The sequence below is a fragment of the Brevundimonas sp. FV1ye28 genome (assembly GCF_058681135.1).
This window is the reverse complement of record NZ_CM178731.1, coordinates 1,533,754-1,553,376: the sequence shown is the minus strand read 5'-3', so window position 1 is coordinate 1,553,376 and position 19,623 is coordinate 1,533,754. Positions and strand designations below refer to the sequence as shown.

The 19,623-nt window shown below is 68.3% G+C and carries 18 protein-coding genes; 9 read left to right on the top strand and 9 right to left on the bottom strand.

What is annotated here, in order from left to right:
• Nucleotides 1–97 precede the first annotated feature (97 nt).
• The 7 genes from ACW171_RS07715 to ACW171_RS07685 all read right to left on the bottom strand — a co-directional run bounded on the left by ACW171_RS07715 (nucleotide 98) and on the right by ACW171_RS07685 (nucleotide 7,023).
• Nucleotides 98–514, bottom strand: a complete 417-nt coding sequence (locus ACW171_RS07715; RefSeq protein WP_492096491.1) for a surface-adhesin E family protein — start codon at nucleotides 512–514, stop codon at nucleotides 98–100.
• Nucleotides 514–3,951 (bottom strand): chromosome segregation protein SMC, encoded by a 3,438-nt coding sequence (gene smc / locus ACW171_RS07710; RefSeq protein WP_492096490.1) that lies wholly within the window; start codon nucleotides 3,949–3,951, stop codon nucleotides 514–516. Before smc ends, ACW171_RS07715 begins: the two co-directional genes overlap by 1 nt.
• 7 nt (nucleotides 3,952–3,958) lie before the next feature.
• Nucleotides 3,959–4,567, bottom strand: a complete 609-nt coding sequence (locus tag ACW171_RS07705) for a DsbA family protein (RefSeq protein WP_492096489.1) — start codon at nucleotides 4,565–4,567, stop codon at nucleotides 3,959–3,961.
• A gap of 8 nt (nucleotides 4,568–4,575) precedes the next feature.
• Nucleotides 4,576–5,187, bottom strand: coding sequence for a thioredoxin domain-containing protein (locus ACW171_RS07700; protein WP_492096488.1), 612 nt, complete (start codon nucleotides 5,185–5,187; stop codon nucleotides 4,576–4,578).
• Nucleotides 5,188–5,191: 4 nt separating this feature from the next.
• Entirely contained in the window at nucleotides 5,192–5,824 is a 633-nt protein-coding gene (locus ACW171_RS07695; protein ID WP_492096487.1) for a thioredoxin domain-containing protein, read from the bottom strand.
• Nucleotides 5,825–6,055: 231 nt separating this feature from the next.
• Nucleotides 6,056–6,544, bottom strand: coding sequence for a DUF421 domain-containing protein (locus ACW171_RS07690; protein WP_492096486.1), 489 nt, complete (start codon nucleotides 6,542–6,544; stop codon nucleotides 6,056–6,058).
• Nucleotides 6,544–7,023, bottom strand: coding sequence for a DUF421 domain-containing protein (locus tag ACW171_RS07685; protein WP_492096485.1), 480 nt, complete (start codon nucleotides 7,021–7,023; stop codon nucleotides 6,544–6,546). Before ACW171_RS07685 ends, ACW171_RS07690 begins: the two co-directional genes overlap by 1 nt.
• 243 nt (nucleotides 7,024–7,266) lie before the next feature.
• On the opposite strand from ACW171_RS07685, the gene ACW171_RS07680 reads away from it, so the two are divergent.
• The 4 genes from ACW171_RS07680 (at nucleotide 7,267) to ACW171_RS07665 (ending at nucleotide 11,494) form a co-directional block, all read left to right on the top strand.
• On the top strand, nucleotides 7,267–8,493 hold the full coding sequence (locus tag ACW171_RS07680; RefSeq protein WP_492096484.1) for an HWE histidine kinase domain-containing protein: 1,227 nt from the start codon (nucleotides 7,267–7,269) through the stop codon (nucleotides 8,491–8,493).
• A gap of 131 nt (nucleotides 8,494–8,624) precedes the next feature.
• The gene (locus tag ACW171_RS07675) at nucleotides 8,625–9,311 is read left to right on the top strand and encodes an AbiV family abortive infection protein (RefSeq protein ID WP_492096483.1); all 687 of its coding nucleotides are present in this window, start codon (nucleotides 8,625–8,627) and stop codon (nucleotides 9,309–9,311) included.
• A gap of 220 nt (nucleotides 9,312–9,531) precedes the next feature.
• Nucleotides 9,532–9,990, top strand: a complete 459-nt coding sequence (locus tag ACW171_RS07670; protein WP_492096482.1) for a hypothetical protein — start codon at nucleotides 9,532–9,534, stop codon at nucleotides 9,988–9,990.
• Between the two features lie 208 nt (nucleotides 9,991–10,198).
• A complete protein-coding gene (locus ACW171_RS07665; RefSeq protein WP_492096481.1) occupies nucleotides 10,199–11,494 on the top strand; it encodes a cation:proton antiporter in 1,296 nt (431 codons plus the stop codon).
• Between the two features lie 28 nt (nucleotides 11,495–11,522).
• Here ACW171_RS07665 and ACW171_RS07660 read toward each other — a convergent pair whose 3' ends face one another.
• Nucleotides 11,523–12,083, bottom strand: a complete 561-nt coding sequence (locus ACW171_RS07660; protein ID WP_492096480.1) for a DUF721 domain-containing protein — start codon at nucleotides 12,081–12,083, stop codon at nucleotides 11,523–11,525.
• Between the two features lie 274 nt (nucleotides 12,084–12,357).
• On the opposite strand from ACW171_RS07660, the gene mutY reads away from it, so the two are divergent.
• The gene (gene mutY, locus ACW171_RS07655; protein ID WP_492096479.1) at nucleotides 12,358–13,386 is read left to right on the top strand and encodes an A/G-specific adenine glycosylase; all 1,029 of its coding nucleotides are present in this window, start codon (nucleotides 12,358–12,360) and stop codon (nucleotides 13,384–13,386) included.
• A gap of 3 nt (nucleotides 13,387–13,389) precedes the next feature.
• Here the strand turns inward: mutY and ACW171_RS07650 are convergent, their stop codons facing one another.
• The gene (locus tag ACW171_RS07650; protein WP_492096478.1) at nucleotides 13,390–14,469 is read right to left on the bottom strand and encodes a site-specific DNA-methyltransferase; all 1,080 of its coding nucleotides are present in this window, start codon (nucleotides 14,467–14,469) and stop codon (nucleotides 13,390–13,392) included.
• A gap of 813 nt (nucleotides 14,470–15,282) precedes the next feature.
• Between ACW171_RS07650 and murC the strand changes: the two genes are divergently transcribed.
• The 4 genes from murC (at nucleotide 15,283) to ACW171_RS07630 (ending at nucleotide 19,614) form a co-directional block, all read left to right on the top strand.
• On the top strand, nucleotides 15,283–16,731 hold the full coding sequence (gene murC, locus ACW171_RS07645; protein ID WP_492096477.1) for a UDP-N-acetylmuramate--L-alanine ligase: 1,449 nt from the start codon (nucleotides 15,283–15,285) through the stop codon (nucleotides 16,729–16,731).
• Nucleotides 16,732–16,866: 135 nt separating this feature from the next.
• On the top strand, nucleotides 16,867–17,778 hold the full coding sequence (gene murB, locus ACW171_RS07640; RefSeq protein WP_492096476.1) for a UDP-N-acetylmuramate dehydrogenase: 912 nt from the start codon (nucleotides 16,867–16,869) through the stop codon (nucleotides 17,776–17,778).
• Nucleotides 17,779–17,797: 19 nt separating this feature from the next.
• Complete coding sequence (locus ACW171_RS07635) at nucleotides 17,798–18,736, top strand: D-alanine--D-alanine ligase (protein ID WP_492096475.1); 939 nt, start codon at nucleotides 17,798–17,800, stop codon at nucleotides 18,734–18,736.
• A complete protein-coding gene (locus ACW171_RS07630; protein ID WP_492096474.1) occupies nucleotides 18,724–19,614 on the top strand; it encodes a cell division protein FtsQ/DivIB in 891 nt (296 codons plus the stop codon). The genes ACW171_RS07635 and ACW171_RS07630 overlap by 13 nt, the downstream gene beginning before the upstream one ends.
• The last annotated feature ends 9 nt before the right edge of the window (nucleotides 19,615–19,623 follow it).

Here is a 19,623-nt window from a genome sequence, read left to right as displayed (position 1 = left end):
CTGCCATCACCGGCGAAGCCAACCCCTCACCCTTTCGCGCAAGTCTGAGCGCCTGACGGCTCTCAGGCGCTCAAGCCCTCTCCTGCTGGGAGAGGGATCAGTCCATCGCCGCGCGCCCGATCCTCACCGCATCCTCCACCGTCACCGCCACGACCTCCGGCTCCACCGTCCCACACGCCACGGCCAGCAACTCCGCCGCATCCCCGCCGGGCGCCGCCGCATAGGCCGGCTGCCTCTCCGGCGTGCTCGGCCCCTCGGCCCCGCCGACCGCCACCGAGGCGAAATCCAGCCGATCCGCCATCCCGGCCGCACAGTCGAACCGCCACCAGGACCACCCGCCCAGATACCGCGTCGTCCCGACCGTGAAGTCCTCCTCGACGACCTGCAGCGACCGCATCCGCACCCCGTCTGCCTCCCGCCGGATCGTCGCCGCATCGGCGAACACAACGAACCGCCCGACGCCCGTCAGCACCAGCGCATGCGCCTCTGGCGGAGAAACCGGAACGTCCTGCATCACGCGACCAGCTTCTCGGCCTGGGTCAGGTCCACGCTGACCAGCTGCGACACGCCGCGCTCGGGCATGGTCACCCCGTACAGCCGGTCCATCCGACTCATGGTCACCGGGTTGTGGGTGATGACGATGAACCGCGTGTCGGTCCGGTTCCGCATCTCGTTCAGCATCCGGCAGAAGCGATCGACATTGGCGTCGTCCAGCGGCGCGTCCACCTCGTCCAGCACGCAGACCGGCGCCGGATTGGCCAGGAAGACGGCGAAGATCAATGCCGCCGCCGTCAATGCCTGCTCCCCGCCCGACATCAACGACATGACCGACAGCCGCTTGCCCGGCGGACAGGCGAAGATCTCCAGCCCGGCCTCCAGTGGATCGTCGCTCTCGACCAGCTTCAGCTCCGCCTGACCGCCCCCGAACAGGGCTTCGAACAGGCTCTTGAAGTTGTCGTTGATGACGTCGAACGCCGCCACCAGCCGCTCGCGCCCCTCGGCGTTCAACTCGTCGATCCCGTCGCGCAGCTTTGCGATGGCGCCCGTCAGGTCCGACCGCTCCAGCCGCATGGTGTTCAGCCGCTCGCCGTACTCCCGCGCCTCTTCCTCGGCCAGCAGGTTCACCGCGCCCAACTGTTCCCGTTCCCGCTCCAGCCCGAACAGCAGGCTCTCGGCGCCGGCCGCATCGGGGGGCCGCGCGATGGCGTCGTCGATCAGCCTCTGGCCCAGTTCCTCGGGCGACATCTGCGCCGCCTCGCGGACGTTGTTGTGCGCGTCCAGCAGCCGCTCGGCCGCCCCCTCCGCCCGCGCCGCCAGCCCGGCCCGGGCCTCTCGCGCCGTCGAGGCCGCCGCATCCGCCGCCCGGCTGGCCCGGTCCGCGTCCGCGGCCTCGCCCTCGGCGACCGCCAGCCCATCCGCCGCCTGCTTCCGCCGCGTCTCGGCCGAGGTCAGCATGTCCATCAGCGACGACCGCTGCGAGGCCAAGGCCTCCGGCGCCCGCTCGGCCTGCAGCAACTGCGCCGCCGTCTTCGTCCCATCCCCCTCCAGCGCCTTGATCCGTCCGGCCGCATCCTTCGCCCGCCCGGTCCAGCCGTCCCGCTCCCGCGTCAACCCGGCCAGCCTCTGCTCGCGCCCGGCCCGCTCCCGCGCCTCCGCGTCCCGGTCCGCCCGCGCCCCCGCCGCCGCGCCGCGCGCGGCATCCGTCCCCGTCCGCGCCTCGGCCAGCTCGACCTTCAGCCCCTCCAGCGTCTCCGACGGCGCGTCGGTCGTCATCGCCTCGGCCAAGGCGCCTTGCGCCGCCTCATGCTCCACCGTCAGCCGCGCCAGGGTCTCGTCCAGCGCCGTCGCCCGCGCCTCGCGCCGCGCCTGTTCGTTGGCCAGACGCTGCACCGCGTCCCGCGCCGTCGTCACAGCCTTGTCCGCCGCGAAGGGCAGCAGCCGCGCCGCCTTCACCGCCTCTTCCGAAGCCCGGAACGCCTCGGTCGCCGCCTTCAATGCCCCTTGCGCCGCCTCCAGCGTCGGCTTGCCCTCGTCGATCTCGGCTTCCAGCTCGGCCAGTCGCGTCCGCTGCGCCAGCCGCACCGCCGCCGGCCTCGGCGCTTCGGCCCGGCTGACGAACCCGTCCCAGCGATAGAGGTCGCCCTCCTTCGTCACCACCCGCGCCCCGACCGGTAGCGTCTTCGCCAGCCCCGGCGCCTCGCTCTTGCCCGCGACCCCGCACAGGGCCAGCCGCGCCGCCAGCGCCTCGGGCGCCTTCACATGTTTCCCCAGCGGCTCGATCCCGGCGGGCCAGGCGGGGGAGGGGACATCCGCCCCGCCCCAATAGGCGGCCGCCTTCGCATCCAGCGCCGCGTCCAGATCGTCGCCCAGCGCCGCCGCCAGCGCCGCCTCGTATCCCTTGGCGGCACTGACCTGATCCAGCGCCGGCGGATGATCCCGCCGTCCCGAGACCAGCAGCGACGCCAGCCCCCGCGCCTCGGTCTGCAGCCGCCCCAGCCGATCCTCGGCCGCCCGCGCCGCCGTCCGCGCCTCCTGCTCGGCCCGCGCCCGGTCGCCGCGCGCCGCCTCCGCCGCCTCGACACCCGCCCGCGCCTCCGTCAGCGCCGCCGTCGCCGTCTCCAGCGCCTCGCGCGCGCTGGCCAGTTCCGGCGTCTCCAGCGGCCCCAGCGCCTCGCGCTCCCGCTTCGCGCCATCCAGAGCCGATACCGCCCGCGCCACCCGCGCCTCTGCGTCGCGTTTCCGCGCCGTCTCCGCATTGGCGCGCGCCTCGACCGCCGCCAGCGAGCCCGCCAGCCGTTCGACCTCCGCGTCCGCCGCCCGGCGACCCTCTTCCGCCGCTTCCAGCGCCCGCTCCAGTTCCGGCCCGCGCGCGGGCGCCGCCGCGATCTCGGCCGTCAGCACTTCCAGTTCCGCCGACAGCCGCGCCAGTTCGGCCTCGGCGTCACCCGACATGGCGATCTCGCGCTCGGTGTCGTTGGCGATCCGCTGGGCCTCGGCCGTCAGCCGGTCCACCTCGGCCCGCGCCTGCTGCTCGGCCATGTCCAGCCGGTCGCGCTCCAGCGAGGCCCGGTGCAGCAGGGCCGCCGCCACCGCATCCTCTTCCCGCGCCGGCTTCAGGCCTTCCTGCGCCGACAGGGCCGCTGTCTGTGCCTTGGCCGCGTTCGAGGTCGCCTCCGCCACCGCCCGATCCGCCGCGCTCAGCTCAGACGCCGCCGTCTCCGCCGCCAGCCGCGCATCGTTCCAGCGCACGAACAGCAGCGCCGACTGCAACGCCCGGATCTCGGCCGAGATCTTCTTGTACTTCTCCGCCTGCCGCGCCTCGCGCCTCAGCCGGACCAGGGCCGTATCCAGCTCCCGCCCGATGTCGTCCAGCCGCTCCAGATTGGCCTCGGCCGCCTTGAGCCTCAGCTCCGCCTCGTGCCTGCGCGTATGCAGCCCCGCCACCCCGCCGGCCTCCTCAAGGATGCGCCTACGGTTCTGCGGCTTGGCCGCGATCAGCTCGCTGATCTGCCCCTGACGCACCAGCGCCGGAGAGTTCGCCCCCGTCGAGGCGTCGGCGAACAGCAACTGCACATCCCGCGCCCGCACCTCCTTGCCGTTGATGCGATAGGTCGAGCCCTGGCCACGGTCGATCCGGCGCGACACCTCGATGATGGCGCTGTCGGTAAAGGGCTGGGGCGCGCGGCGTTGCGCATTGTCGATGGTCAGCTGGACTTCGGCGTGGTTGCGCGGCGGCCGGTTCGAGGCCCCGGCGAAGATCACGTCGTCCATGCCCTGGCCGCGCATGGCCTTGGCCGAGTTCGCGCCCATGACCCAGCGCATGGATTCCAGCACGTTCGACTTGCCACACCCGTTCGGCCCGACGATCCCCGTCAGGCCCGGCTCGATCTGCACTTCCGACGCATCGACGAACGACTTGAAGCCGACCAGACGGAGGCGCTGGAACTGCATCCCGTCGTCAGCTGTGGGGCAACAGAGGCCGGATCGCGGCCGAAAGGCCTTCCAGCGAGATGTCCGATACGGCGCGGCCGTTGACGAAGAAGCTCGGCGTGCTCTGGACCCCCGCGGCATTGGCGCCGGCGACCTCCGCCCGGATGCCGTTCAGCGTCGCCGGATCGGCCAGGCAGGCGTCGATCTCGGCCTGGGTCCGGCCGCTGGCGGCGACGCCGGTCGCATACCAATCGGCCAGCGGACCTCCGGCGATGATCGCCGCCTGACCCGTCATGAAGGAGGAGGCGACATCGAAGAAGCGGCTTGGAACCGCGCACCGGGCGATCCCCGCCGCCCGCGCCCCGACCTGCGCCGGATTGGTCGGCAGGTTGCGGAACACCAGCTTGACCTGGCCCGTATCGATGAACCGCGCCTTGAACGACGGCAGGACCGTGGTGTGCCAGTCGGCGCAGTGCGAGCAGACGAAGGAGGCGTATTCGACCACCGTCACCGGCGCATCGGCCCGTCCCAGCACCCGGTCGCTCGCCGACACGGCGGGCAGGCCGCTCGCCGTCTGGGCGGATGCCGAAAGCGGCGCGGCGACCAGCGCCAGCGTCAGGAACAGGGTGCGGATCATCGGGGTACTCACTTGGCCAGCTCGGCCTCGATGGCCGGGCCGAGGTCTGCCATGACCGCGCCCTCGCCGCCGATGGACGAAACCTGACGGCCGTTGACGAAGAAGGTCGGGGTGTTGATCACGCCCGCGTCCGTCGCCGCCTTCACGCGCGTTTCCAGTGCCGCGATGGCTTCCGGATTGGTGACGCAGCGGGTGAAGGCCGCCTCGTCCATGCCGTTCTCGCCGGCGATGCGGACCAGGCTGTCGCGCGGATTGCCGCCCGCCTGCCATTCCGCCTGGCTCTTCATGATCGCGTGGATCACGTCGAAATATTTGTCCGCTCCGGCGCAGCGCGCCATCAGGAAGCCGGCCGCCGCCACATCGGCCGGCGGCGTCGGCAGTTCGCGGAAGACGTAGCGGACCTTGTTCGTATCGACATAGGCCGCCTTGAACGCCGGCCAGGTGTTCTCCTGCCAGAGGGCGCAGTGCGGGCAGGTCGGCGAGGCATACTCGACCACGGTGACCTTGGCCCCCTCGGCGGCGCCCAGGGCCATGTCGCCGTCGACCACGGCCTTGGACCCGCCGCACGAGGCCAGCGTCAGGGCCGTCACGGCCAGGATCAGGTTGCGGAACAAGGCCATCGGATCAGCTCGCGGCCAGGGCGGCGTCGATGGCGGTCGACAGGCCCGCCATGGAGGTGTCCTTCACGGGTTCGCCGTTGACCATGAAATAGGGGGTGCCGGTCACGCCGGCGTCCCGCGCGGCCTTGATGCGGGCATCCATGGCCTGGATCGCATCGGCGTCGGTGACGCAGGCCTGGAACTGCTCTTCCGACAGACCCGCGCCGTTGGCGATGCGCAGCAGGAGGTTGCGCGGAGGCACGCCGCCGAAGATCTCGTCCTGACTGGCCATGATCTCGTGGATGACCGGGAAATACTTGTCCGGCCCGGCGCAGCGCGCGACCAGGAAGCCGGCGACCGCGACCGCTTCCGGCGCCGTCGGCAGTTCGCGGAAGACGTATCGGACCTGGTTGGTGTCCACGTACTTGGCCTTGAACTCGGGATAGACCTGCGCCTGCCAGGCGGCGCAGTGGCCGCAGGTGACCGAGGCGTATTCCACCACGGTGACCTTGGCGCCCTCGGGCGCGCCCTGCGCCATGTCGCCCTCGGCGACGGCAGTCGCGCCGCCACCCGAACAGGCGGCCAGCAGTGTCATGGCCGCAAGCGCGGAGCCGACAGCGGCCGCACGGCGGCTCATGGAGGCGTATTTGAACGGCATGGCGTCTTCCTTGCGAACTCAGGCCCGGGATAATCGCGCGATTCCCCGACGGCCGCGCGAATTCCATGGTTGTCGAGAACAGGTGCGGCGAATTTGAGCCGTCTCAGTCTCGACATGCCAATCAATGCACGACGGCCGAATGGTCAAGACCGGATTGAGGCGAGGCGGCCGAAAGCCGTCGTTGTGAGGGTCTGCTTGGGGTGGGAAGCGGACTCTAGCGAACGAGCGTGTCTAAGGGCGGGCGACGACGGTGATGTCGCCGTTGCGTTCAAGGGTGACGGACTGGACCTCATCAAGGTCCGCGTGCCCGGCCGAGCGCAGCGCCAAGTGAAGGTCGCGGTCTCCAATGCCCGCCCTCCGCATCGCGGCCTCGATGGGAGCGCCCTCGTTGACTAGCCGGACGGACCTGCCTTTCGTGATGAGGCTGACCCAGGACCATCGGGCCGATGCGCGTATTAGAAGATCGTGCAGAGCCAGCAGGACACAGGTCGCCACGAGGGTCGCGAGAAAGGGCGCGTTGCCGGTCATCGCCCTTCCGAGATTGGACCCGACCACGACCGCTAGAATGATGTCCAACGCGCTCCACTTTCCAAACGCGCGGGTGGAGGCGAAGCGGACGATCAGGACCCCGATGACGAAGACTAGGCAGGCCCGTATCGACATCTGCCACCAGCTGATGTCCTCTCCCTGCGTTCCGATCAGAGCATGCAGATGGTCCATCAGCGCCCCGTCATAATGGCGCTCAGAGTTCCGTCGGTCTCGAGGAATACGGCTCGGGCTTCCGACAGTGCTCCGCCGCCAGCCTGGCGGACCGCAGCCTCTAGCTCATCCAGCGTGATTCTCTGACGGCGCATCGCGTCGTGGAGCGCGTTCCCGTCCTTCAACAGGAGTGTTGGCTCTGCCTTCACGGCGTGATTGATCCAAGCCCAGCGAACCGACATGGCCGTGACCAGAAACTGGAGCACGACCAAAACCGCAAGGGCCGCGAGGCCTTCGACCAAAGCGAGCGATTTTGTCGTTATGACCGAAGCCAGAGTGGAGCCGATGGCGATGGTCACGATGAAGTCGAACGCATTCAGCTTCGACAATGTGCGTTTTCCCGACACACGCAGAATGATGACGAGCGCCGCATAGGCAGCCGGGGCGATGAACAGGATACGAAGGATCCCGTCCCATCCGCTGAAGATGGAGTCTGGCATTGTTGCCTCCCGTAGGCGCAACGCCTGTCGTATGGCAGGGTTGCCGTCCTGCCGGAACCGGCCTTCCCCTCTGCGTAGGTCGCTGACAGCGAACCGGACGCGTCTCTCGACCGCGCCGGAAAAGTAGGCGTTTAGATCAACTTGCTCTAGTCAGGTCTGGCCTAAGGTTTCGGTGCGTCGGTTCACCAGAATTGGCATGCCGTCTTCGCCACCCGACGAAATCGAAGTCCGCAGGAACTCCCGATGACTACAGATGTATCGCCGTCCGTCGTCTTGGTCGTCGAAGACGAGTTGATGCTGCGGATGCGCGCCGTGGACATCGTTCAGGACGCCGGTTTCGAATCCGTCGAGGCGATCAACGCCGACGAGGCCATCGCCATCCTGGAGGCCCGCGACGACATCTCCTGCCTGTTCACCGACATCCAGATGCCGGGCACGATGGACGGGCTCAAGCTCGCCCACCTGACCCATGCGCGCTGGCCCCATATCAAGATCGTCCTGGTCTCCGGACAGATCGCGGTGACCGAGGCCGACGCGCCTGAAGACAGCAAATTCTTCCCCAAGCCGCTCGAGATCGAACAGATGATCGTCGAGCTGCAGGACATGGTCGGCAAGGGCGCGCTGGAGGTGCTGCCCTCCCTGTCCGCCGAGAACGGCGCCCTGACCACCGAGAACCGCGAGCTCCGCTACCAGCTCCAGCAGGCGAGCGTCCACGCCAGGGCCCTGCGTCTGAAGACCGTCTCCCAAACGGACGCGCAACAGCTCGACGCCCTGACGACCGAGAACGACAGCCTCAAACTGGCGCTGGAACAGGCCGGGATCGACGCCAAGGCCCTGCTGGTCCAGGCCGGCATCGAGGCCGAGGAACGCGACGCCGCCGACAAGCTGCAGGACCTGATCCACGCCGAGCTGCACCACCGGATCAAGAACATGCTGGCCACCGTCGGCGCCATCACCGACCAGAGCCTGCGCACCGCGACCAGCATGACCCATGCCCGCTCGGCCATCGACGGCCGGTTCGCCGCCCTGGCCCGCGCCCACGACCTGCTGACCCGGTCGAGCTGGGAAAACGCCACCATCGACAGCACGGTCCGCAGCGCGATCGAGCCCTTCGACCCGGGCGACGGCCGCTTCGTCGTGTCCGGCGAGGACATCCGCATCACCTCCAGCTCGGTCATCGCCTTCGCCATGACCCTGAACGAGCTCTGCACCAACACGACCAAGTTCGGCGCCCTGTCCCAGCCCGGCGGCCAGGTCCACCTGTCCTGGCGCATCGACGGCGGCCGCATGCATCTGGACTGGATCGAGTCCGGCGGCCCGCCCGTCGAGGAGCCGACCCGCAAGGGCTTCGGCACCCGCATGATCACCTCCCTGGGCCAGCAGCTGCGCGGCCAGGTCACGCTCGCCTACACCCCGACCGGCTTCGCCTACACGCTCAACGTCCCGGTCGAGGCGCTGGTCGGGAAGTAGGGGCTGCGTCCAGGCGGCTCGGAGGCGACGGTGGTGTCGTAAGCGGACCCGGCGAAGGACGGCTGAGGGTGGCGAGCGGACGCAACAGCAGACCCACTTGCGTATCTAGCCCTTCCCTCCACTATCATCGAGTGAAGGATGATCAGCACCGTGCGAACCGACCTGCCCAGTTTCGCGGAAAGCCGGATATCGCCGGCATCGTGATGGGTATGAACGCGGCCGTTCGAAGCGCCCAACGGCTTCTTGCTGACGCTGAACTACTTCAGAAGGAAGGGCGTCACCCTTCAGCCGCTGCGCTCGCGATCCTTTCCATTGAGGAAAGCGGTAAGACCCGCGTCCTACGGCTCATGTCTATCGCTCCAAATGACAAAGCGATCAAAAGCGCATGGAAGGAGTATCGCAAGCACACGTCAAAAAATACGCATTGGATAGTGGGCAAACTTATTGAGGAGGGGGCTCGTCAACTTCTTGATTTCCAACCTGCCGTCGAAAGCGGGGACGACGCCGAGCTATTAGACGCGTTGAAACAACTTGCGTTCTATTCCGACTGCTACGGTGACGATGGTCATTGGTCGCAGCCTGAAGAGGCGATCAGCGCCGAGTTGACTGATCATATAGTTCAACAAGCGCGGATTGTTCTCCCGGCCCGGGAAGTGACCCAACGAGAGATGGAGCTTTGGGTGACGCACGTGGGCCCCACCTACGCGACGCCGGGAATGGGTGCCGCAGTGATCGCGTGGTATGCGGCGCTTCGAGCGGAAGGCCTGACTGACATCGAGCCAGATGCTGTTGCGCGCTTCATGGGCGATCTTGCGTAGCTTGGCTGTCCGAAAATTAGACCTTCCAAGGTCGCCGATGGGTGGGAAACGGACATTTGACCTAGGCACGCGCCTGTCGAACAATCAGCTGATGGCTCGCGCTGCTATTCTGTTTGGGCTTCTGGGATTGTGCTGGTTATCGGCGTCCGTAGCCGAAGCGTGCAGCTATGCGGTTCCGAGGAACTCGGGAGAAAGCGAAGCGCAAGCCTATGAGCGGCTCATGCGAGAAACCCAGGACCGCTACTGGGATGAGGCGGATACGATCTTCGTTGGCAGGGTCGTGGGACTGCGCCAGGGCGATGGTCGCCTCGAAGTGAACGTCCTGCCTAGATCATTCTTCAAGGGAGACGCGGGGACAGGCGTCATCACCTACGATCTGGACGGGCTTGAGGTGCAGTGCGACCGCGCTGCGTTTCCCGATTTCGACAAGGTCGGGGTCTTCTACGCCAACCACGAGAACGACCAGCTAATCGTCCGGGGAATGCTTGGCCCGAAGGACATTCGCGATGACGCGCTGAGAGCGCGTCTAATCGACCAGTTGGAACCCGGCGAGGTGACGACGTTGGCGATTGAGACACCAGCGCAAGATCAAAGGCCACTGATCGTCGCTTGTTTGGCGGCGCTTATTTCATTCCTAGTGGGGTTGGTGGTGGGGCGGCGCTGGCGGAAGGCTAGCTGAGGGTCGAGGGCGGTCATTGGCTGCACGCCGAAACGACCCTACGGCGTCTAGCCATGAACTATCCCGTCGCAAGCCAGAGCTCGACAGTCAGCGCACGCCCCTCATCCGAATAACCGGCCGTGAAACCACCGCGTCCACAGGCACCGCGTAACCTCACGGGCGTTGCCGCATTAAGGGAGCGCCGCCCTATCAACCGCCCCGGAACCTGATGCCCGATCCCTATATCCTGATGCTGTTCGTGGTGGGGGTTCTGGTCGCCATGGTGGCGTGGCTGCCGCTGGTGTTCCGCCGCGCTCCGCTGTCGCTGCCGATCGTCTGCGTGATCCTGGGGGCCGCGCTGTTCAGCCTGCCCCAGGTGCGGTTCGACCCTCTGCCCCAGGCCTATCCCGAGATCACCGAACGGCTGACCGAGTTCGTGGTCATCATCGCCCTCATGGGGGCCGGGCTGAAGATCGACCGGATCTTCAACCTCCGGCGCTGGGGCGTGACCTGGCGTCTGCTGGGCGTGACCATGATGCTGTCGATCCTGGCGATCGTGATGCTGGGCTGGACGGTGCTGGGGCTCGGGCTGGCCGGGGCGGTCCTGCTGGCTGGAAGCCTGGCGCCGACCGATCCGGTCCTGGCCTCTGATATCCAGGTGGGGGCGCCGCGTGAGGGGCGCGAGGACGAGGTCCGGTTCGGCCTGACGTCCGAGGCCGGTCTCAACGACGGGCTGGCCTTTCCCTTCGTCCATCTGGCCATCGCCCTGGCGCTGGTGGCGTCGGGCGAAAAGTCGGACTGGTTCGTCGAATGGCTCACCGTCAATGTCCTGTGGGAGATCGGGGCCGGTCTCGGCATCGGCTGGGCGATCGGCTGGCTGTTCGGCTGGCTGACCTTCACCATCCCGGTCAGCACCCGGCTGGCGGCGACGCGTGACGGCTTCATCGTCCTGGCGGCGACCTTCATCTCCTATTCGGTGACGGAGATGCTGCACTGCTACGGATTTCTGGCGGTCTTCATCACAGCGCTGGCGTTCCGGCACGCGGATCGCGACCACGAATTCCACGCCCAGATGCACGATTTCATCGAACAGATCGAACGCATGGCGATGATGGTGGTGCTGGTCCTGTTCGGCGGCGCCCTGGTCTCGGGCCTGCTGGCGCCGCTGAGGCCGCTGGACGTCGCGGTCGCCGTCGTGATCGTCCTGGTCGTCAGGCCGCTGTCAGGGATGATCGGCTTCATCGGCTGGAAGCGCCCCCTGCGCGAGAAGCTGATCATGGCCTTCTTCGGCATCCGTGGCGTGGGGTCGCTCTACTATCTGGCCTACGGCTTGAACGCCGCGCCGTTCGAGGGCGGCGACCGGCTCTGGGCCATCGTGGGCCTGATCTGCCTGATGTCGATCCTTCTGCATGGGATCACGGTCACGCCGATCATGCGGCGCTTCGACCGAAGCCAGGGTCGCGACCCGGACGCGGAGGCGGACGGCGCCGAGCCCGAAACCTCCGGCAGGGGCGCGTCGGCTTGAGAGGCCGCACGTCGCCTCGCGCGCCGTCCTAGCGCCGCCGCCCCTTCGCCTCATCCGACAGCACCGCCCGGCCCAGGTTCGCCAGCGCCGCCTTCAGCCCGTCCGGCGCGGCCTCGACCGACTTGGCCAGTTCCGCCTCCGCCGCCGCATCCAGCGGATCGATCCGCCGCCGCGCCCCCTTGGTCGAGGCGGCGATCTGGGCCAGGGGCTTCACCGGCCCTTGCGCGATCCTCAGCTTGTCGACCGCGCCCGGCCCGAGGAACAGGTTCACCCGCGCCAGGATGTCCGCCGACTGATGCTGGACCAGCAGGGCCGCCGGCCCCGCGACGCGCAGTTCCAGCGTCCCGCCGGATCCCGCCCGCCCCTTGGTCAGTTTCTGAGGCCGCGTCACCCGCGCCAGCTGGTCGCCGACGATCTCGCGCCAGCGGGGCTCCAGCGCGCCCGCGCCACGCCCGAACTTCTCGTCCAGTTCCCTGATGAAGGGCGCCAGCGACCGCCCGGCCGGCGGCGCCGGGCGCGGCATCGGCCGGGTCCGTCTCCGCGCCAGGATCTCGCGGGTCTCAGCATCGGTGGGCAGGTCGCGCGCCATGGGTGGTGTGTAGCCGATATTCGCGCCGACTTCTCCCTCCCCCTCGGGGGAGGGTGGTCGCGCAGCGACCGGGTGGGGACGGCAAGGCAAGCCACACGCAGCGGTATCCGTATCGCGCAGCGACCGGGTGGGGACGGCAAGGCAAGCCACACACAGCCGTATCCGTATCGCGCCGCCGTCCCCACCCGGTCTCCGCTTCGCTCCGACCACCCTCCCCCGAGGGGGAGGGAGAAGGCCGGTGCGCCCTGGAATACGACCGGCTATGGTTCACCCAATGCGCCCCGCCGACATCGCCACCCTGCGCGCCGCCCTGCTGGCCTGGTACGACGCCCATGCGCGCACCCTGCCGTGGCGCAGCCCGCCCGGCGCGGCCCGGCGCACCGACCCCTATCGCGTCTGGCTGTCGGAGGTGATGCTGCAACAGACCACCGTCCCCCACGCCACCCCCTATTTCGAGCGCTTCACCGCCCGCTGGCCCACGGTCGGCGACCTCGCCGCCGCGCCCGACGGCGATCTGATGGCCGCCTGGGCGGGCCTCGGCTACTACGCCCGCGCGCGAAACCTGCTGGCCTGCGCCCGCGCGGTGGCGAAGGATCACGGCGGCGTCTTCCCCGACACCGAGGCGGCGCTTCTGGCCCTGCCGGGCGTGGGCGCCTACACCGCCGCCGCCGTCGCCGCCATCGCCTTCGACCGCCCGGCCAATGTCGTGGACGGCAATGTCGAGCGCGTCGTCTCCCGCCTGTTCGCCGTCGAGACCCCGGTCCCCGCCGCCCGACCCGAGCTGAAGCGCCTCGCCGCCACCCTCGTCGCCGACGACCGGCCGGGCGATTGGGCCCAGGCCCTGATGGACCTCGGCTCAGGCATCTGCCGCCCCAAGTCGCCGCTCTGCCTGATGTGTCCGATCGCCCAGTGGTGCGCCGGCCGCGCCACGGGCGAGCCCGAACTCTATCCGCTCAAGACGAAAAAGGCCGCCCGCCCGCATCGTCGGGGCGTCGCCTGGGTCCTGCGCGACGGCCGGGGCGCGGTGGCGCTGGTTCGCCGCCCGGACAAGGGGCTTCTCGGCGGGATGGTGGGCCTGCCGACCGGCGACTGGTCCGATGGCGACCTCGAGGCTCGACCGCCGGTCGCCGCCGACTGGATGGAGGCGGGCGCCGTCGAGCACGTCTTCACCCACTTCTCCCTGACCTTGACGGTGCGGGTCGCGACGGGGCAGGGCGACTTCCTCTGGACGCCGGAGACCGAGGCCCTGGCGGCTCTGCCGACCGTGTTCCGAAAGGCGCTGGAACGCGCCCTTGCGATGTGATCGCTACTGCATCCCGGCGCGAACTTCGGAACGCAGGGCGTCGATCGACTTCAACCCCGTGTCCGTCCGGAAGCGCCAGTAGGTCCAGCCGTTGCAGGCCGGTGCGTTCTCGAACAACGCGCCCAGCTTGTGGATCGAGCCCGTCATCGCGCCCGACACCAGCGACCCATCGGCCCGCACCCGCGCCTCGCGCTCGCCCTTGGGGCAATACAGGGTGTCGCCGGGCGACAGCAGGCCCGCCTCGACCAGCGCCCCGAACGGTACCTTGACCTCGGCCCGCTTGGAGCCGGTGACGACCAGGTCTTCGGGTCGGGCGGCGATCACGGCCTTGATCCGCGTCTCGGCGACCTTGGCGTACTCCGGATCGCGCTCGATGCCGACGTAGTGGCGGCCCAGACGCTTGGCCGCTGCGCCCGTCGTGCCGGTGCCGAAGAAGGGATCCAGGATCACGTCGCCCGGCTTGGTCGCGGCCAGGATCACCCGGTGCAGCAGGGCCTCGGGCTTCTGGGTCGGATGCGCCTTCTTGCCGTCCTCGCCCTTGATCCGCTCCTCGCCCGTGCACAGGGCGAAGGTCCAGTCGGACCGCATCTGGGTGTCTTCGTTGAAGGCCTTCAGCGCGTCGTAGTTGAAGGTGTAGCGCTTCTGGTCCCGCGACTTGGCGGCCCAGATCAGGGTTTCGTGGGCGTTGGTGAACCGGGTGCCCTTGAAGTTCGGCATCGGGTTCGACTTGCGCCAGATGATGTCGTTCAGCACCCAGAACCCCAGGTCCTGGATCGCCGACCCCAGCCGGAAGACGTTGTGATAGGAGCCGATCACCCAGATCGAGCCCTCGTCCTTCAGCACCCGCCGGCATTCCTTCAGCCAGTCGCGGCAGAAGGCGTCATAGGCGGCGAAACTGTCGAACTTGTCCCAGTCGTCGTCGACCGCGTCGACCTTCGAATTGTCCGGCCGCAGCAGGTCGCCGCCCAGCTGCAGATTATAGGGCGGGTCGGCGAAGACCATGTCCACGGACTTGTCTGGCAGCGAGCGCAGGATCTCGATGCAGTCGCCGCGATGGATAATGTCGGTCTTCAGATCGGTCACGAACTCGGCCCCGGGGAGTGAGGGGGCAACCGTGAATCCTTGTGGTTAAGGTGGAGTTATCTGACGGGCAAAATCGCGGCGCGGGCGGGTGAGGAGTCACACCCGCTCTCTCTCTCTCTCTCTCTCTCTCTCCGTGCACCCCGGCGAAGGCCGGGGTCCAGATGGAGGTCACCAAAGGTTCAGGCAGCAGGCCGACGCCCCATCCCGGCCGCCTGGGCGCTTGATCTGGACCCCGGCCTTCGCCGGGGTGCACGGATAAAGACGTCCAAGTTTGCCCAAGGATCGCCCAAATCCCCCAACGATTCCAAAGCCGCGAACTTTTAAGACCCCTCCGAACCGGCGCCCCCTCGAACATGCCTTATGATGGGAGCCATCCCGTCGTCGGGGAAGGCGTCCTGGGCCCAGGACCCGGACGTGCGGCGGGACCGATCGTAGCGGGGTTGTTCGAGGGGCGTGAAACCTCGGAGCCCGGCGGGCCTGAGCCTGCCGCCCGTCGCGGGCCTATCGCCTAAGGGTCCAAAGGACCCGGGACTTGTGGCCGGTCTTCGCCGAGGCGGGGATGCAGGCCCCCCCGGGGTGTCCGTAAACCCGCTGGGCGACGCTCGCGGACCCGATCGGGGACGGAGCCTCGGCGCGAGCCGAAAACACAATCAAGCGGTCCCCGTAACGCGAAAGCAGGGGGCCACCTCGGTTCCGGGCGAACGCCCAGGCTCCGTCGACTTCCCCATACCCGTTCACAGCGGAAGGACGATGACGCGTGTCTCCGGATGAGGGGAGGGTGCAATCCGATTTCACCCTCGCTATGACGCTGGGATGATCGCTCGCCTTCGCCCCGTACCGTTCGACCTCGGTCCCGTTCATTTCGTCGGCATCGGCGGCATCGGCATGAGCGGCATCGCCGAGATCATGCTCAAGATCGGCTATTCGGTGCAGGGCTCGGACGCCAAATCGAGCGCCAACACCGAGCGGCTGGCGGCTCTCGGCGCGAAGATCTTCATCGGCCACGACGCGGCCCACATCGGCGAAGGCGTCTCGGCGGTGGTCTATTCGACGGCGGTCAAGCCCTCGAACCCCGAGATGATGACGGCCCGCGAACGCCGCATCCCCCTGGTCCGCCGCGCCGAGATGCTGGCCGAGCTGATGCGGCTGCAGTTCTCGATCGCCGTCGGCGGCACCCACGGCAAGACGACGACGACCTCGATGGTCGCGGCCCTGCTGGACGCCGCCGGGCTCGATCCGACGGTGGTCAACGGCGGCATCATCAACGCCTACGGCACCAACGCCAAGGTCGGCGACGGCGACTGGATCGTGGTCGAGGCGGACGAAAGCGACGGCAGCTTCCTGCGCCTGAAGTCGACGGTCGCCATCGTCACCAACATCGACCCGGAACACCTCGACCACTACGGCGACTTCGACGCCGTGCGGAAAGCCTTCTGCGACTTCGTCGAGAACATCCCCTTCTACGGCTTCGCCGCCGTCTGCCTCGACCATCCCGAGGTCCAGCGCCTGGTCGCCCAGATCGATAACCGCCGCATCGTCACCTACGGCATGAACCCCCAGGCCATGGTCCGCGCCGACAACTGCGAGATGAGCCCCGACGGCGCCCGCTTCGACGTCGTCATCCAGGGCCGCGGTCTGGCCGCGCTGGACGAGCCCGTCCGCATAACCGGCCTGCATCTGCCCATGGCCGGCTGGCACAATGTCGCCAATGCGCTCGCCGCCATCGCCGTGGCTCGCGAGCTCGACGTGTCGGACGACGCCATCCGCTCGGGCCTGGCCTCCTTCGCGGGGGTGAAGCGCCGCTTCACCACGACCGGCGTCGTGGGCGGCGTCCGCATCGTCGACGACTACGGCCACCACCCCGTCGAGATCGCCGCCGTCCTCAAGGCCGCCCGCCAGGTCGCCCATACGGCCGAAGGCGGTGGCCGCGTCATCGCCGTGGTCCAGCCGCACCGCTTCACCCGTCTGCGTGACCTGATGGACGAGTTCTCGACCAGCTTCTCCGACGCCGACAGCGTCATCGTCGCCGACGTCTACGCGGCGGGCGAGACCCCGATCGAGGGCGTGGACAAACAGGCTCTGGTCGACGGCATCCGCCGCTACGGCCACCTGCGAGTCTCTGCCCTCGAAAACGCCGCCGTCCTGCCCCGCGTGATCGCCGAGGAAGCGAAGCCCGGCGACGTCGTCGTCCTCCTCGGCGCCGGCGACATCACGGCCTGGGCCTACGCCCTTCCGGCGCAGCTGGAAGCGCTGAGCCAATAAAATCCGCTCATCCCCGCGAAAGCGGGGACCCAGTCCTTTCGTGAGGCGCTGTGTTGGACAAGCAGCGCAACACCCTCCTAGACCACCGTCCAAAGCACTGGGTCCCCGCTTTCGCGGGGATGAGCGGAAGAACCTATGACCTGGCGCAATTCTCTCCCTTCTGTTCGCGGCAAGCTGCTGCGCGACGAGCCCCTCGGCCCCTTCACCTGGTTCCGGGTCGGCGGCGCGGCCGAGGTCCTGTTCATCCCGGCCGATGCCGATGATCTCGCCGCCTTCCTCAAGGCCCTCGCCCCATCCGTGCCCGTCATGGTTCTCGGCGTCGGCTCCAACGTCATCGTCCGTGACGGCGGCGTCGAGGGCGTGGTCATCCGCCTCGCTGGCCGTCCGTTCGCCGGGATCACGACCGAGGGCGACACCATCACCGCCGGCGCCGGTGCTCTGGACGCCATGGTCGCCAAGGCCTCGGCCAGGGCGGGCCTCGCCGGTCTGGAATTCTACGCCGGCATCCCCGGCACCATCGGCGGCGCTTTGACCATGAACGCCGGCTGCTATGGGGCCGAGACTAAGGACATCCTCGTCTCCGCCTGGGGCCTGACCCCGACCGGGGAGCGTGTCGACTACGTCCTGTCCGACTTCGCCTACACCTACCGCCACTCCGAGGCGCCGGCCGACATCATCTGGATCGAGGCCGTCTATCGCGGAACCCCGGACGAATCCGAAGCCGTCGCCGCCCGCATTGCCGAGATCACCTCCCGCCGCGAACAGACCCAGCCGATCCGCGAAAAAACCGGCGGCTCGACCTTCAAGAACCCGCCCGGTCACTCGTCGTGGAAGCTGGTCGACGAGGCGGGCTGGCGCGGAAAACTGCACGCCGTCACCGGCGGCGGCGCGATGTTCTCCGAACTCCACTCCAATTTCATGATCAATCCCGGCGAGGCCACCGCTGCCGATATCGAAGGATTGGGAGAAACCGTCCGCGCCGACGTACAAAGTAAACTCGGCGTAAACCTTGAATGGGAGATCAAGAGGATCGGCCGCCCGTCATAACCCAGCGCTAGAAAAGCTCATGTCCCGTCCCCTGTCAGAGATGCACGTCGCCGTCCTGATGGGCGGATTGTCCTCCGAGCGGGACGTTTCCCTCTCCTCGGGCAAGGGCTGTGCTGACGCTCTCGAAGGTCAGGTGGCCAAGGTCAGCCGCATCGACGCCGGCCGCGACCTGGCCCAGGTGCTGGCCGCGCTGAAACCCGACGTCGTCCTGAACGCCCTGCACGGCGACTGGGGCGAGGACGGATGCGTCCAGGGCATCCTGGAAACCCTGCAGATCCCCTACACCCACTCCGGCGTTCTTCCCTCGGCCCTGACGATGGACAAGGACAAGACCAAGGCCGTGCTCGGCGCGGCGGGCATCAAGGTCCCCGGCGGCGGCCTGTTCGACCGTCACGAGGTCGCCCGCTGCCACGTCATCGAGCCGCCCTACATCATCAAGCCAAACGCCGAAGGATCCTCCGTCGGCGTCTATCTGGTCATGGCCGGCGCCAACGGTCCCCAGGCCGCCGTCGGCGCGGACGACTGGACCTACGGCGAACAGGTCATGGTCGAGCCCTACATCCCTGGCAAGGAACTGGCCGTCGCCGTGATCGGCGAGACGACCGGCCCTCGCGCCCTGACCGTCACCGACATCACCCCGGTCAAGGGCTTCTACGATTACGAGGCCAAATACGCGCCGGGCGGCTCTGTCCACAAACTTCCCGCCGACCTCCCGCCCCATGTTTTCGAGGCTGCGCTTCGGGAATCCGAGCAGGCGCATGCCGCCCTGGGCTGTCGGGGCATCTCGCGGTCCGACTTCCGTTATGACGATGTTAAGGACGAACTCGTCTTGCTGGAGGTCAACACTCAGCCGGGCATGACCCCGACCTCGCTCTTCCCCGAGCAGGCCGCCCATCTCGGCATGAGCTATCAAGATCTGGTCCGGTGGATGGTGGAGGACGCCTCATGCCCGCGGTAGTTCGCGGCGGTCGGCGCGCGAATGTTGCGTCTGCGCCCAAGCGAAGCGCTGCACCCAAGGGGCAGGGCGGTCGCTCACGCAATGCGCCCCGCAACGCCGGCGGCGTGCCCGGCAAGATGGCCGCGCTCGGCAAGCTTGACCTGACGCCTCGCGCCGTCGTCCTGTCGATCTGCGCCGGCGTCGGCGTGCTGGCTCTCGTACTGGCGACCGGCGCCCGCGCCGAACGCATCGGCCAGTCGGTCACCCATGGCATGGACCAGATCACAATCGGCATGGGTCTGAAGCTCCGCCGGGTGAACATCCAGGGCGCATCGGCCGAGGCGACGCCTTCGATCCAGCGCGCGCTGGATCTGGAAGCGGGCCAGCCGATCACGACCCTCGATCTCGACGCCCTTCAGGCCAGCGTCCAGGCCGTGGGCTGGGTCAAGGAAGCCCGTGTCGTCCGCCTCCTGCCCGACACCCTGATCGTCGAGATCAAGGAGCATGATAGGCTCGCCGTCTGGCAGATGCGCGGCCAGACCTATGTCATCGACGGCGAGGGCCGGGCCATTCCGGGCGCCGACCCCGGCCGCTATCCGGGCCTGCCGCTGGTCGTGGGCGCCGGCGCGGACAAGGCAGCGGGCGATATCCTGCCCCTGCTGGCCCAGCGTCCCCGCCTGATGGGCCGCGTCGACGCCCTCGTGCGCGTCGACGAGCGCCGCTGGGACCTGCGTCTGAAGGACGGCGGCATCATCCAACTGCCTGCGGTGAAGCAGGAAGCGGCCCTGATCCAGCTCGACGCCCTCGACCAGCGCGAGCGGCTGCTGGAACTGGGCTTCGCCCGCATCGACCTCCGGACCGAGGGCCAAGTGGCCGTGCGTCCCGGCGTCGGCGCCTGAGACATAAAG

Excerpts from the sequence above, each read along its gene's own strand:
- ACW171_RS07705 (WP_492096489.1), bottom strand. The coding sequence starts at position 4,567 with ATGATCCGCACCCTGTTCCTGACGCTGGCGCTGGTCGCCGCGCCGCTT.
- ACW171_RS07660 (WP_492096480.1), bottom strand. The coding sequence starts at position 12,083 with ATGGCGCGCGACCTGCCCACCGATGCTGAGACCCGCGAGATCCTGGCG.
- ACW171_RS07665 (WP_492096481.1), top strand. The coding sequence starts at position 10,199 with ATGCCCGATCCCTATATCCTGATGCTGTTCGTGGTGGGGGTTCTGGTC.
- ACW171_RS07695 (WP_492096487.1), bottom strand. The coding sequence starts at position 5,824 with ATGCCGTTCAAATACGCCTCCATGAGCCGCCGTGCGGCCGCTGTCGGC.
- ACW171_RS07630 (WP_492096474.1), top strand. The coding sequence starts at position 18,724 with ATGCCCGCGGTAGTTCGCGGCGGTCGGCGCGCGAATGTTGCGTCTGCG.
- smc (WP_492096490.1), bottom strand. The coding sequence starts at position 3,951 with ATGCAGTTCCAGCGCCTCCGTCTGGTCGGCTTCAAGTCGTTCGTCGAT.
- ACW171_RS07670 (WP_492096482.1), top strand. The coding sequence starts at position 9,532 with ATGCGAGAAACCCAGGACCGCTACTGGGATGAGGCGGATACGATCTTC.
- ACW171_RS07635 (WP_492096475.1), top strand. The coding sequence starts at position 17,798 with ATGTCCCGTCCCCTGTCAGAGATGCACGTCGCCGTCCTGATGGGCGGA.
- ACW171_RS07685 (WP_492096485.1), bottom strand. The coding sequence starts at position 7,023 with ATGCCAGACTCCATCTTCAGCGGATGGGACGGGATCCTTCGTATCCTG.
- ACW171_RS07700 (WP_492096488.1), bottom strand. The coding sequence starts at position 5,187 with ATGGCCTTGTTCCGCAACCTGATCCTGGCCGTGACGGCCCTGACGCTG.
- ACW171_RS07690 (WP_492096486.1), bottom strand. The coding sequence starts at position 6,544 with ATGGACCATCTGCATGCTCTGATCGGAACGCAGGGAGAGGACATCAGC.
- murB (WP_492096476.1), top strand. The coding sequence starts at position 16,867 with ATGACCTGGCGCAATTCTCTCCCTTCTGTTCGCGGCAAGCTGCTGCGC.
- ACW171_RS07715 (WP_492096491.1), bottom strand. The coding sequence starts at position 514 with ATGCAGGACGTTCCGGTTTCTCCGCCAGAGGCGCATGCGCTGGTGCTG.
- murC (WP_492096477.1), top strand. The coding sequence starts at position 15,283 with ATGATCGCTCGCCTTCGCCCCGTACCGTTCGACCTCGGTCCCGTTCAT.
- ACW171_RS07680 (WP_492096484.1), top strand. The coding sequence starts at position 7,267 with ATGACTACAGATGTATCGCCGTCCGTCGTCTTGGTCGTCGAAGACGAG.
- mutY (WP_492096479.1), top strand. The coding sequence starts at position 12,358 with ATGCGCCCCGCCGACATCGCCACCCTGCGCGCCGCCCTGCTGGCCTGG.